Here is a 12,440-nt window from a genome sequence, read left to right as displayed (position 1 = left end):
AACGCATTGGGGGGCTTGCGGCAAGGCCCCCCTCTTGCCGCAGAATCTCCGGCCTAAGGCCAAGACCTGCGGAAACGGGGAGTCACGTAGTGCGTGTGTTGTTGTCGACCTATGGGTCGCGCGGAGATGTCGAACCGCTCGCGGCACTCACGGTGCCCCTGCGGGAACTCGGCGCCGAGGTGCGGGTGTGTGCGCCGCCGGACGAGGACTTCGCGCGGCGGTTGGCCGAGGTCGGGGTGGCGATGGTGCCGGTCGGACCGTCGGCCCGCGAGCTGACGCAGGCGGTGCCGCCGCCGTCGATGCCCGAGCGCGCGGCCCAGGTGATCGCCGCCCAGTTCGAGGCGGTCGCCGCGGCGGCCGAGGGCTGCGATCTGCTGGTGGCGACCGGCATGATGCCGGCCGCGGCGGGCGCGCGGTCGGTGGCCGAGAAGCTGGGCATCCGCTCCGTGTCCGTGATCTTCCAGCAGCTCACCCTGCCGTCGCCGCACCGCCGGCCGCTGGCGTACCGGGGCCGCCCGTTCCCGCCGGAGGTGACCGACAACCCGGCGCTGTGGGACCTGGACGCCCAAAGCATCAACGAGCTGTTCGGTGAGGCGCTCAACACGAACCGGGCGTCGAACGGTCTGCCGCCGGTGGCCGACGTCCGCGACCACGTCTTCGGCGACAGCCCGTGGGTGGCGACGGACCCGGTCCTGGATCCGTTGCACGAGATGCCCGGCCTCGACGTCGTCCAGACCGGTGCGTGGGTCCTCCCCGACGTCCGTCCGCTCCCGGCCGAGCTGGAGGCGTTCCTGGACGCCGGCACCGCGCCGGTGTACGTGGGCTTCGGCAGCATGCCCATGCATGCTGCGGCGGACGCCGCCGAGGTGGCCATCGACGCGGTTCGCGCGCAGGGCCGCCGCGTCCTCGTCTCCCGTGGCTGGGCCGACCTCGCCCTGATCGACGACCAGGACGACTGCTTCGCCGTGGGCGAGGCCAACCATCAGGCGCTCTTCGGCCGGGTGGCCGCCGTCATGCACCACGGTGGCGCGGGTACGACGGCCACGGCCGCCCGGGCCGGCACGCCCCAGGTCGTGGTGCCCCAGCTGGCCGACCAGCCGTACTGGGCCGGCCGTGTGGCGGACCTGGGCATCGGCACCGCACACGACGGTCCGACGCCGACCTTGGAGTCCCTGTCGGCCGCGCTCGAAGCGGCCCTCGCCCCCGAGACCCGCGCCCGCGCAGCCGCCGTCGCGGCGACGATCCGCACCGACGGGGCGGACGTGGCAGCGAAGCTGCTGCTCGACATGGCCGGCTGACACTGGCCGCCCGCGTCCGCGTGAACCACGCGTGTTCTTCCCAGGCGCCGCCTTTCGCCGCGCGATGGTCGCCATCGACCGCACATTCGGAGCAACTGCCATGACATACCTGACCACCAGCGCGTTCGATCTTCCCGACCGTCTCTCCCTCAAGGCCGACCCGAAGCTGATCGCGGCCGACGAGCAGCACTTCGCGGCCATCGGGCGATGCCTCGAAGAGACGATCGCCGAACTGACCGGCCGCCTCGACACCGCCCGCAGGGCACCCGGCGGCATGGGCCGGGATGCCATGGACCGGGACACGGAGATCCACCGGCTCACCGCCCGCCTGCGCACCCTGCACCGCTTCGGCCTGGATCTGTGCCTCGGGCACATGGTCGGCGCGGACGACTCCGAGCCGGTGTACGTGGGGCGGCTCGGCCTGACCGACAGCACGGGCCGGCGGCTGCTGCTCGACTGGCGCTCCCCCGCGGCCGAGCCGTTCTTCGGAGCCACCCACGGCGACCCGATGGGCCTGGCGAGCCGCCGCCGGTACCGCTGGACCCGCGGCCGGATCAGCGACTACTGGGACGAGGTGTTCACCCCGGACGGGTTCGCCGGTCACCATGCCTCGCTCGACGACCAGTCCGCCTTCATCGCCAGCCTCGGCAGCGACCGGTCGCCACGGATGCGGGACGTGCTCGGCACCATCCAGGCCGACCAGGACGCCATCATCCGTGCGGGGTCGCGCGGCGCCCTCGTCGTCGACGGCGGCCCGGGCACCGGGAAGACCGTCGTCGCCCTGCACCGGTCCGCCTACCTCCTGTACTCGGACCCCCGGCTCGGTCACCGCCGGGGCGGCGTGCTGTTCGTCGGTCCGCACCGGCCGTATCTGGACTACGTCGCCGACGTCCTCCCCAGCCTCGGAGAGGAGGGCGTGCAGACCTGCATCCTGCGCGACCTCGTCGCCGAGGGAGCCGAGGCAACCGTCGAGGCCGATCCGGAGGTGGCCCGCCTGAAGTCGTCCGCGGAGCTGGTGAAGGCGCTCGACAAGGCCGTCAGGTTCTACGAGGAGCCGCCCACGAAGGGCATGACGGTCACGACCCACTGGTCCGACATCTGGCTGAGCGCCACCGACTGGGCCGTGGCCTTCGAGGCGGCTGAACCCGGCACTCCGCACAACGACGCGCGCAACCAGGTCTGGGAGGAACTGCTCACCATCCTGGTGGACAAGCACCAGGGCGACGCCTCCGGTGACGACGCACACGTCTCGCCCGACCTGGTCCGCAGGTCGCTGAGGCAGAACAGGGAACTGCTCACGGCCTTCAACCGCGCCTGGCCCCTGCTCGAAGCGGCCGACCTCGTCTCCGACCTGTGGTCGGTCCCCGCCTACCTGCGGCTGTGTGCTCCCTGGCTCAGCCGCGACGAAGTGCAGAAACTGCAGCGCGCGGACCCCCAGGCCTGGACGGTGTCCGACTTGCCCTTCCTGGACGCGGCACGGCAGCGGCTCGGCGACCCGGAGGCGTCGCGGCGCAAGCGGCGGCACGACGCCGTCATCGCCGCCCAGCGGGAGCGCATGACCCAGGTCGTCGACAACCTGATCGAGGCCGTGGCCAACTCCGGTGCCGACGGCGACGACGGCATCGGCCTGGTGACGATGCTGCGCGGCGAGGACGCCCAGGTCAGCCTCGTCGACGAGTCCGAGGTCTCCAGTGCCGACCCGGACCTGCTCGCCGGCCCGTTCGCACACGTCGTCGTGGACGAGGCCCAGGAACTCACCGACGCGGAGTGGCAGATGCTGCTGCTGCGCTGCCCGTCCCGAAGCTTCACCATCGTGGGCGACCGCGCCCAGGCCAGGCACGGCTTCACCGAGTCGTGGCAGGAACGCCTGAAGCGGATCGGCCTCGACCGGATCGACCTGGCCTCCCTGAGCCTCAACTACCGGACACCGGAAGAGATCATGACGGAGGCCGAGCCGGTCATCCGAGCCGCGCTCCCGGACGCGAACGTGCCGACCTCCATCCGCAGCGGCGGTACCCCGGTCGTACAGGGCTCGGTTTCGGACCTGGACTCGATCCTCGACACCTGGCTCACCGCCCACAGCGAAGGCACCGCCTGTGTCATCGGGGCCCCCGCATTCCAGCCGACGGACCGTGTCCGCTCACTGCCCCCCGAGTTGTCGAAGGGACTGGAGTTCGACTTGGTCGTCCTCGTCGACCCGGAGAGCTTCGGCGAGGGGATCGAGGGAGCGGTGGACCGCTATGTGGCGATGACGCGAGCGACCCAGCAACTGGTCATCCTCCGCTGAGTGCATGCCCGACGGGCGCGGGGCCGCATCTGTGCGGCCCCGCCGCGTGTGCGCGACCGGCCACAACCCGCCCGCACCCGCCCGACGAACGCGTCACCCCACCGACGAGTAGGCGACAACCCCCCGCAGCAGCCCATCCACAGCCTTACGCGCACTCTTGGCCACAGTGGAGCCCTCCGCAGGAGACGCCGCCGCGATCTGCCCCAGCACGTCAATCACCTGCTTGCACCACCGCACAAAGTCCCCCGCCGGCATCTCCGCCTCACGCAGCACCTCGTCCAGTCCCTTGCCGCTGGCCCACATGTACGCGGCCCAGGCAAAGCCGAGGTCGGGTTCACGCTGCCCGACGCCCTCGGACTGCGTGATCCGGAAGTCCTCCTCCAGGGCGTCCAGCCGCCCCCAGATCCGGACCATCTCACCGAGCGCGGCCTTGGCCTTGCCCGACGGCAGCTTCGGGGCCATGGCGTCGTCCGCGGCCCTCGACTCGAACACCAACGCCGAGACGCAGGCGGCCAGTTCGGCCGGGCTGAGCCCTTCCCACACCCGCTCGCGGACGCACTCGCTGGCCAGCAGGTCGAGTTCGCCGTACAGCCGCGCGAGCCGCTTGCCGTGCTCGGTGACCTCGTCGCCGCGCAGATAGTCCATCTCGGTCAGCAGCGCGACGATACGGTCGAAGGTCCGGGCGATGGTGTTCGTACGGCCTTCGATACGGCGCTCCAGCTGCGAGGTGTCCCGCAGCAGCCGGTGGTAGCGCTCGGCCCAACGGGCGTGGTCCTCACGGTCGTTGCAACCGTGGCAGGGGTGCGCGCGCAGGGCTTTGCGCAGCCGCTCGATCTCGCGGTCGTCGGCCGCCTGGGAGCGCCGCTTGCGCTGCCGCTCCGGCGAAATGTGCCCGGCCTTGGTGCGCAGCGCGGAGGCCAGGTCCCGACGGGACTGCGGGGAACGCGGGTTGAAGGACTTGGGGATCCGCATCCGCTCCAACGCCTCGACGGGCACCGGGAAGTCCATCGAGGCGAGCCGCTTGACCTGCCGTTCGGCGGTCAGGACCAGCGGGCGCGGGCCGTCGTGGTGCTCGAAGCCGCGGTGGCCGTTGGACCGCCCGGCCGGCAGCCCGGGGTCCAGCACCAGCGCGAGACCGGCGTACTTGCCCGTCGGCACATGGATGACGTCGCCCGGCTTGAGCTTCTCCAATGCGACCGCGGCCTCCGCGCGGCGCTCCGCCACCCCCTGCTTGGCCAACTCGTTCTCGCGGTCCTTCAGTTCGCGGCGCAGGCGCGCGTACTCCTCGAAGTCCCCGAGATGGCAGGTCATGGACTCCTTGTAGCCCTCCAGCCCCTCCTCGTTGCGCTGCACCTGCCGGGAGATCCCGACGACCGACTTGTCGGCCTGGAACTGCGCGAAGGACGTCTCCAGCAGCTCGCGCGAGCGGTGCCGGCCGAACTGCTCGACGAGGTTGACCGCCATGTTGTACGACGGCTTGAAGCTGGACCGCAGCGGATACGTACGGGTGCCCGCCAGCCCTGCCAGGTGGTCGGGGCTCATGCCGCGCTGCCACAGCACGACGGCGTGACCCTCGACATCGATGCCGCGCCGGCCCGCACGGCCGGTGAGCTGCGTGTACTCACCGGGCGTGATGTCGGCGTGCTGCTCGCCGTTCCACTTGACGAGCTTCTCCAACACCACCGACCGGGCAGGCATGTTGATGCCCAGCGCCAGGGTTTCCGTGGCGAACACGGCCTTCACCAGCCCGCGCACGAACAGTTCCTCGACGACCTCCTTGAAGGTCGGCAGCATGCCGGCGTGGTGAGCGGCTATGCCGCGCTCCAGGCCTTCCAGCCATTCGTAGTAGCCGAGGACGTGCAGATCCTCGGTCGGGATGGCGGCGGTGCGCTCCTCGACCAGGGCGCGCACCCTGTCCCGCGCCTCCTCGTCGTTCAGCCGCAGTCCCGCGTGCAGGCACTGCTGGACGGCGGCCTCGCAGGCGGCACGGCTGAAGATGAAGGTGATGGCGGGCAGCAGGCCCTCGGCGTCGAGGCGTTCGATGACCTCCGGGCGGCCCGGCGTCCACACCCGGGACCGCTGTCGGCGCTCCCGCTCCCGGTCGGCCTCGCGCATGGCGCGACCGCGCCTGCGGTCCTGGTACGAGGGTCTGGTCGCCTCCATGCGGGCCAGCCGCGTGAGGTCGGGGTTGACGGCCTTCTTGTGGCCCTCGCCCTCCTCGAACAGGTCGTACATCCGCCGCCCGGCGAGCACGTGTTGGAACAGCGGCACGGGCCGGTGCTCGGAGACGATCACCTCGGTGTCGCCGCGGACGGTGTCGAGCCAGTCGCCGAACTCCTCGGCGTTGGACACGGTCGCCGACAGCGAGACCAGCGTGACCGACTCGGGGAGGTGAATGATCACTTCCTCCCACACGGCACCGCGGAAGCGGTCGGAGAGGTAGTGCACCTCGTCCATGACCACATGGCCGAGGCCGAGGAGGGTCTGCGACCCGGCGTACAGCATGTTCCGCAGCACCTCGGTCGTCATCACGACCACCGGTGCCTCGGAGTTGATGCTGTTGTCGCCGGTGAGCAGACCGACCATGCCGTCGCCATAGCGGCGGCACAGGTCGGCGTACTTCTGGTTCGACAGCGCCTTGATGGGCGTGGTGTAGAAGCACTTTCTGCCCTGCAACAGGGCGAGGTGGACGGCGAACTCGCCCACGATCGTCTTGCCCGAGCCGGTGGGCGCGGCCACCAGCACGCCCTTCCCCGCTTCGAGCGCCTGGCACGCCTCGATCTGGAAGGGGTCGAGGCCGAAGTCGTACATCTCGCGGAATGAGGCGAGCGCCGTGGCCTGCTCGGCAGCACGCTGACGCGCTGCCGCGTACCGCTCGGCCGGTGAGAGGTCCTCTGTCATCGTGCTTTCGAGCGTACCGGGCGCCACTGACAACAGGACGATCATTATCCGGATCGCCGCCGGACAAACCCGCGATCCGTGCAGCTCACGGCTGCAAAGCGGAAGCGGCCGGGCACGCCCTGTTAGGCGCCCGGCCGCACTGTTCCCGAAATTCCGCCTCGGTCAGGTCACGTCGTCGTAGCCGTTGACCCGCTCGGTGGTGGCCTGCTCGGGCAGGGCCCGGCTCGCGGACACGGTCTCGACCTCGCCGATACTCTCGGGGGTCAGATCGAGGTCGGACGCCTCGTCGTCGGCGGGGCCCATGGCCTCGCGGCGGCGCCTGCGACGGTCGTTGAGCAGGGAGACGAAGACGGCGCCGAAGTACAGGATCCAGATCGGTCCGGCGAGGGCCATCATCGTCAACGGGTCGGTGCTCGGGGTCGCGATCGCCGCGAACACCGTGATGCCCATGATCATGCCGCGCCACCAGCCGAGCATGCGCTTGCCGGTGATGGCGCCGGTGAAGTTGAGCATCACCAGCAGCAGGGGCAGCTCGAAGGAGAGACCGAAGACGATCACCATGCGCGTGACGAGGTCGAGCAGATCGTCCAGCGGCAGCAGGTTGTCGACGCCGAACGGCGTGAACTCGATCAGGACGGTGGCGGTCTTGGGCAGCACCTTGTAGGCGAAGAAGGCGCCGGCGAGGAAGAGCGGGAAGCCCGTGGCGACGAACGCGTAGGCGTACTTCCGCTCGTGCTTGTGGAGGCCGGGCGCGACGAAGCCCCACAGCTGGTACAACCAGACCGGTGCGGCCAGCACGACGCCGGCCATCAGGGACACCTTCAGGGCCAGCGTGAACGGCGCGAGCAGACCGTTGATCGTGATCTGCGCGCACGGGTTCTGGTCACGCGACGTCTTGGCCAGTTCCTCGAACGACTTCGGGCAGCCGACCGACTCGAGGACCGGCTTGGTGAAGAAGTTGATGATGTCCTGATAGAAGAAGGCAGCAACGATCGTGATGACGACGATCGCGAGCAGCGCTTTCGCGAGCCGGTTGCGGAGCTCACGAAGGTGCTCCGCGAGGGGCATCCGCCCCTCGGGATCCTTCTCCTCTTTGCGGGCAGACTTCAGCAACCCACGTTCCCATCTCGTGCGGCGGGCCGGAGGTCACCGGCCCTGCGTCAGCGCTTGGTCGTGTCCGTGGGCTCGTTGACCGGGCGCGAGCTGGTCACGTCGCCGGGAGATGCCTGGATCACGCGCTGAGCCGGGGGCTGCTGGTCGTCGCTGGTGTTGTTCGGCGGGTCGGCCGGGGCGGCGGACTTGCTGCCGTCGTCCTTCATCGCCTTCGCCTCGCTCTTCAGGATGCGCGCGGACTTGCCGAGCGAGCGCGCCATGTCCGGAAGCTTCTTCGCGCCGAACAGCAGGATGATGACGACGAGGATGAGAATGATCTCGGGGGCTCCGAGCCTTCCGAACATAAGTCTTTACCTTCTCACCGAGGCTACTGGGGTGGGGTGCTGTCCGATCGGTCGGACATGTGTCCGAACGATCGCGTTGACAGCGATCGTAACGCTCAGGGGTAAACGTCAGGCAATCCCCGTGCGTACTCCCTGTCCGCGGACCGGGCCTCGTTCTCCGGGCCGCGATCAGCAGCGTACCCGTCCGGGACGTCAAGTTGACAGGGCGAAGTGGCCCAAAAGGCATGCGGGGAGGGACTCACACCCGATCCTTGGCGGGCTAGAGCGTGTCCACAGCCCGGGCGGCGCTCATACTCGCCCGCTCCAGGTCCTCTGCCGCCCTGCTGATGCGCCGCGCGGAGTCCGTCACCTGCCGACCGAGGCGCTGTGCCTCCAGAAAGACCCGCACGGCGAGCACACCGAGAACGGCGAGACCCAGGAAACCCACAGCTACCGCGAACATCGGCCAGAACATGACGCCGAGCCTAGACCGTCCTACAGCGTGGAGTGCAGCCGCAGGGTGCTGACCCCGCCGCCGGTCAGCAGCTCGATGATCCGCTCCCCCGCGGGCTTGCGAACGGACGCGCCGCACTCGGGGCAGGTGAACGAGTAGAACGTCGTACGGCTGCTCGCGCCGATGGCGAGACGCAGCGCGCTCGCGGCGAGCTCGAAGCGGCCCCGGCAGTCCGGGCAGCCCGCCTTGAACTTCACCGGGGTCGCGCTTCTCATCCCGGCGAACGCGGACGCCACCGTCATTCCCACCGCACCGGACGTCGCCGAGTCGCTCAAAGCCCTTGCTCCCCTTCTCCGTGGTCGCTCGCCTTCGGGGGCGCTGTCCTACTGTCCGTCGTGAACCCGGTGCGCCCCGTGCTCGCCCCGCACCTCGACCCCGTCGTACGCCGCCAGCGCCTCGCGGGCCGCGAGCCGGGCACTGTCGGCCAGCGCGGCCGGTGAGACGATCCGGCCGTCGCGCCCGAGCCGCAGTGCGAGGCGCCGCAGCGACGTGGGGTCGGGGGTGCGCAGAGTGATACGCAGCCCGCCGTCGGCAAGCTCATCGGCGCTGTCGTGCGGGTAGTACTCGGCGACCCAGCGCCCGCCCGGGCCGACCTCGATCACGACCTCCGGGTCCTCAGCGGCGGGCTGCACGAGGCCCTCGGACAGGTCCCGCAGCTCGATCTCGGGCGGCGCGGACGGCTCGTCCAGGATCCTGATCTCGGCGACCCGGTCGAGCCGGAAGGTGCGGCGCGCCTCGGAGCGGCGGCACCAGGCCTCGACGTAGGTGTGGCCGACGCTGACCAGGCGGATCGGGTCGATCTCGCGCTCGGTGACCTCGTCGCGGGCCGGTGAGTAGTAGCGGATCCACAGGCGGCGGCGCTCGGAGATCGCGCGGTCCACGTCGGCGAAGACGCCACCCTCGGACTCGAAGGTCACGGACAGCCGAGAGCTGGCGCCGGCCGCCTCCCCGGCCGCGGCCTCCACCTTGGCGGTCGCCCGCAGCAGCGCCTGCCGGTCGCTCTCACGCAGTCCGGGCAGCGTGGACACCGCGCGGGCCGCCACCAGCAGCGCGGTCGCCTCGTCGGCGGCGAGCCGCAGCGGCTCGGCCGCTTCTGCCGCCAGGGCGGCGGGGTTGTGCCACCAGATGCGCTCGCCGTCGGTGTCGATGTCGAGCAGGTCACCGCCACGGAAGCTGGTGCCGCACATGGGAAGGACGTCGAGGTCCGAGACCAGTTCGTCCTCGGAGATGCCGAAGGCGCGCGCGACGTCCTCGATGCGGGCGCCGGGACGCTCCCTGAGATAGGTCACCAGGGAGAGCATCCGCCGGGTCTGGTCGATGGCGTTGACGGGCCTGACCGGTTTGCCTGCCACTGTGTCGCTCCGCTCCCCCTCAGCCCTTGGCCACGGCACGCAGCCGGTCCACCACGTCGGCCCGCAGCTCCGCGGGCTCCAGGACCACCACGTCCGGTCCGAACTCAACCAGCCAGGCATCCAGCCCGTGGCCGTACGGAATCTCCAACTCGTCCCAGCCGTCCCCGAGTTCCCTGACCGAGGTGGCCTTCGCCCGAAGGGGGTAACCGGCGTCCGTGCGCAGCCGGATCCGCGCGGAGCGGTCGGCGGTCTCCCCTGCCCAGCTCATGACGGTCTCCCGGACGGTGACGACGTCGGGGACCGGCGCGGTGAACCGCGAGCCGCGCGAGCGCACCTTGCCCGTGATGCGGGACAGCCGGAAGACGCGCTCGGCGCCACGGTCCCGGTCCCAGCCGGCCAGGTACCAGTGGCCGCGCCAGCACTCCAGCGCCCACGGTTCGACATGCCGGGGTTCGGGGCGGGCGGCGGTTGCCTTGCGGTAGTCGAAGACGACCGGGCGGCGGTCGCGGCACGCCAGCATCAGCGGCTCGAATGCGGCCTCGTGCACCGGAATACGGGGCTCCAGGGCGCCGTGCGCCTCGTACGGATCGACGTCCTCCGGCAGCCCGGCCGCGCGCAGCTTCTGCAGAGCGCCGCTGGCCGCACCCGCGAGCCGGACCTGCTGCCACACCTTGGCGGCCAGGCCCAGGGCAGCGGCCTCCTCGGCGTCGAGGGTGATGGGCGGAAGACGGTTGCTGTCACGGCGGGCGAGATAGCCGACCTCGCCGTCGAGGTTCTCCACGGTCTCGATGACCAGGCCGAGCTCGCGCAGATCGTCCTTGTCGCGCTCGAACATCCGGTTGAAGGAGTCGTCGGAGCCGGCTTCGAGGTAGGCCTCGATGGACTCACGCAGCTCACGCTTGCTCAGCGGCCGCCGCGTCCCGAGCAGACACAGCGCCAGGTTCATGAGCCGCTCGGCCTTGGCAATGGCCATCGACGCCCTTCGCCTCCCTATGGTGCTTACGACCGATGAACCTACCGCCCCACGGTGGCCCGGCAAAAGCCGAGGGCCCATGCCCGGACAGGCATGGGCCCCAGGTAGTCGGGTCCGGTCGTGCGCCGATCAGACGCGACGAGCCGTACGCCGGCCGGACGCGACGATCAGACGCCGAGCAGGTCGACGACGAAGATCAGGGTCTCGCCGGGCTGGATCGCCGGGGTCGGGCTCTGGTTGCCGTAGGCGAGGTGGGCCGGGATGGTCAGCTGGCGACGGCCGCCGACCTTCATGCCCTGCACGCCCTGGTCCCAGCCCTTGATGACGCGGCCGCCACCCAGCGGGAAGCGGAACGGCGCGCCGCGGTTCCAGCTGGCGTCGAACTCCTCGCCCGTGCTGAAGGCGACACCCACGTAGTGCACGGTGACGGTCTGACCCGCCTGCGCGACGGGGCCGTCGCCCTCCCAGATGTCCTTGATCTCGAGGTCCGCCGGGGGCTCGCCGCCCGGGAAGTCGATCTCGGGCTTGTCGATGCTCACTTCATCACTCCTTGTTGCGTGACCTGGGTCGCGAAACGACCGCACGGACACCTCGGTCAGACGACGTCGAGGATATCCACCACGAAGACCAGTGTGTTCTTGGACAGCTCGCTGTTGGGGCTGGAGCCGTAGCCGAGGGAGGGCGGGATCACCAGCAGCACCCGGTCGCCCACGTTCTTGCCGACGAGGCCCTTGTCCCAGCCTGGCACGACAGAGCCGGTGCCGATCTGGAAGGCGGTCGCGCCGCCGTGGTCCCAGGAGGAGTCGAACTTCTTGCCGTCCTCCCACTTGACCCCGGTGTACTGGGCGACGAGTCCCTGGCCGGCCTCGACCTTCTTGCCGTCGCCCTTGATCAGCACCTGCTCCTTGAGGTCCTTGGGGGCCTTGGTGTTCTTGGGGATGGTGATGGTCGCCGCCTTCTGCGACGGAGCCTTCACCTCCGGCATGCCCGCTTCGGTGGCCGCCTGCTCTCCCTTGGCCTCGCCCTTGGCGTCGACGGTGCCGGCACCGGCCACGTCGACCACCCAGATCAGTACGTCCTTCTGGTTGATGCCGGAGGACGGGTTCAGCGACTCGCCGATCAGATCACCCGCGGTGCCCTGCACGAGGACCCGGCTGCCCGGCTTCTGCCCCTTGACCGCGTCGAGGACCTTCGCGGGCAGCTGCTGGCTCGGCTTGCCGATCTGTTCGACGGACTGCCTGCGTGGGGTGCTCTCACCCGTCGACGTGGCCGCCCAGGTGCCGCCCAGTTCCTGGTCCTCGCCCCACTTCTCGACGGTCCAGTCCAGGCGGACGAAGTCGGACGCCTTGATCGCGGTGCCGCTGCCCTCCGAAACCGTCTCGACCACGGTCTTCCCGGACGGGTCGCCCTCCTTGGGTACGGAGATCTTGGGCTTCTCCCCGACCTTGCCGTCGACCTGGGCGACCCCTGCCGTCTCTCCCCCGTTGCTGTCGTCGTCCGATCCGCACGCGGCGGTGAACAACAGGGCGGGAACGGCCAGCAGCGCCGCGACGCGGCGTTTCGTGTTGTAGTTCATCAGTCCCACTGGGCTCGGGGGTGGCGGGCAATGGCCGCCACTCTACGACGAACATGCGCTCGGCACCGGTCGTCACCCGACACGCCGTCGAGGAGAACGCCCG

11 protein-coding genes are annotated in these 12,440 nt (G+C 70.3%); 2 read left to right on the top strand and 9 right to left on the bottom strand.

Annotated features, from left to right (window positions below):
• The first annotated feature begins 95 nt into the window (after positions 1 to 95).
• The gene (locus OHT51_RS34160; RefSeq protein WP_328884535.1) at positions 96 to 1,298 is read left to right on the top strand and encodes a glycosyltransferase; all 1,203 of its coding nucleotides are present in this window, start codon (positions 96 to 98) and stop codon (positions 1,296 to 1,298) included.
• A 100-nt stretch (positions 1,299 to 1,398) separates the two neighbouring features.
• Positions 1,399 to 3,585, top strand: coding sequence for an RNA polymerase recycling motor ATPase HelR (helR, locus tag OHT51_RS34155; protein WP_328882764.1), 2,187 nt, complete (start codon positions 1,399 to 1,401; stop codon positions 3,583 to 3,585).
• Positions 3,586 to 3,678: 93 nt separating this feature from the next.
• Here the strand turns inward: helR and OHT51_RS34150 are convergent, their stop codons facing one another.
• From OHT51_RS34150 to OHT51_RS34110, 9 genes are all read right to left on the bottom strand, one after another.
• A complete protein-coding gene (locus tag OHT51_RS34150) occupies positions 3,679 to 6,531 on the bottom strand; it encodes a DEAD/DEAH box helicase (RefSeq protein ID WP_328882763.1) in 2,853 nt (950 codons plus the stop codon).
• 117 nt (positions 6,532 to 6,648) lie between these two features.
• Entirely contained in the window at positions 6,649 to 7,599 is a 951-nt protein-coding gene (tatC, locus tag OHT51_RS34145) for a twin-arginine translocase subunit TatC (RefSeq protein WP_328882762.1), read from the bottom strand.
• Between the two features lie 47 nt (positions 7,600 to 7,646).
• Entirely contained in the window at positions 7,647 to 7,943 is a 297-nt protein-coding gene (gene tatA, locus OHT51_RS34140; protein ID WP_328882761.1) for a Sec-independent protein translocase subunit TatA, read from the bottom strand.
• A gap of 259 nt (positions 7,944 to 8,202) precedes the next feature.
• Positions 8,203 to 8,397 carry a hypothetical protein gene (locus tag OHT51_RS34135; RefSeq protein WP_328428866.1) on the bottom strand — a complete coding sequence of 65 codons (195 nt, stop codon included), beginning with the start codon at positions 8,395 to 8,397 and terminating at the stop codon, positions 8,203 to 8,205.
• A 20-nt stretch (positions 8,398 to 8,417) separates the two neighbouring features.
• The gene (locus tag OHT51_RS34130; RefSeq protein ID WP_328882760.1) at positions 8,418 to 8,711 is read right to left on the bottom strand and encodes a hypothetical protein; all 294 of its coding nucleotides are present in this window, start codon (positions 8,709 to 8,711) and stop codon (positions 8,418 to 8,420) included.
• A gap of 48 nt (positions 8,712 to 8,759) precedes the next feature.
• Positions 8,760 to 9,788 carry a helix-turn-helix transcriptional regulator gene (locus OHT51_RS34125; RefSeq protein ID WP_328882759.1) on the bottom strand — a complete coding sequence of 343 codons (1,029 nt, stop codon included), beginning with the start codon at positions 9,786 to 9,788 and terminating at the stop codon, positions 8,760 to 8,762.
• Positions 9,789 to 9,807: 19 nt separating this feature from the next.
• Positions 9,808 to 10,761 carry a helix-turn-helix transcriptional regulator gene (locus OHT51_RS34120; RefSeq protein WP_328882758.1) on the bottom strand — a complete coding sequence of 318 codons (954 nt, stop codon included), beginning with the start codon at positions 10,759 to 10,761 and terminating at the stop codon, positions 9,808 to 9,810.
• 167 nt (positions 10,762 to 10,928) lie between these two features.
• Entirely contained in the window at positions 10,929 to 11,300 is a 372-nt protein-coding gene (locus tag OHT51_RS34115; RefSeq protein ID WP_328428862.1) for an FKBP-type peptidyl-prolyl cis-trans isomerase, read from the bottom strand.
• 56 nt (positions 11,301 to 11,356) lie between these two features.
• Complete coding sequence (locus OHT51_RS34110) at positions 11,357 to 12,337, bottom strand: FKBP-type peptidyl-prolyl cis-trans isomerase (protein ID WP_328882757.1); 981 nt, start codon at positions 12,335 to 12,337, stop codon at positions 11,357 to 11,359.
• Between the last annotated feature and the right edge of the window lie 103 nt (positions 12,338 to 12,440).

This window comes from Streptomyces sp. NBC_00299, from assembly GCF_036173045.1.
Lineage (GTDB): Bacteria > Actinomycetota > Actinomycetes > Streptomycetales > Streptomycetaceae > Streptomyces > Streptomyces machairae.
The sequence above is the reverse complement of the archived record's forward strand: the minus strand, read 5'-3'. Positions and strand labels throughout refer to the sequence as shown.

Bases quoted from the DNA above. Each gene is read 5' to 3' on its own strand.
- helR (WP_328882764.1), top strand. From the start codon at position 1,399: ATGACATACCTGACCACCAGCGCGTTCGATCTTCCCGACCGTCTCTCC.
- OHT51_RS34150 (WP_328882763.1), bottom strand. From the start codon at position 6,531: ATGATCGTCCTGTTGTCAGTGGCGCCCGGTACGCTCGAAAGCACGATG.
- tatA (WP_328882761.1), bottom strand. From the start codon at position 7,943: ATGTTCGGAAGGCTCGGAGCCCCCGAGATCATTCTCATCCTCGTCGTC.
- OHT51_RS34135 (WP_328428866.1), bottom strand. From the start codon at position 8,397: ATGTTCTGGCCGATGTTCGCGGTAGCTGTGGGTTTCCTGGGTCTCGCC.
- OHT51_RS34120 (WP_328882758.1), bottom strand. From the start codon at position 10,761: ATGGCCATTGCCAAGGCCGAGCGGCTCATGAACCTGGCGCTGTGTCTG.
- OHT51_RS34110 (WP_328882757.1), bottom strand. From the start codon at position 12,337: ATGAACTACAACACGAAACGCCGCGTCGCGGCGCTGCTGGCCGTTCCC.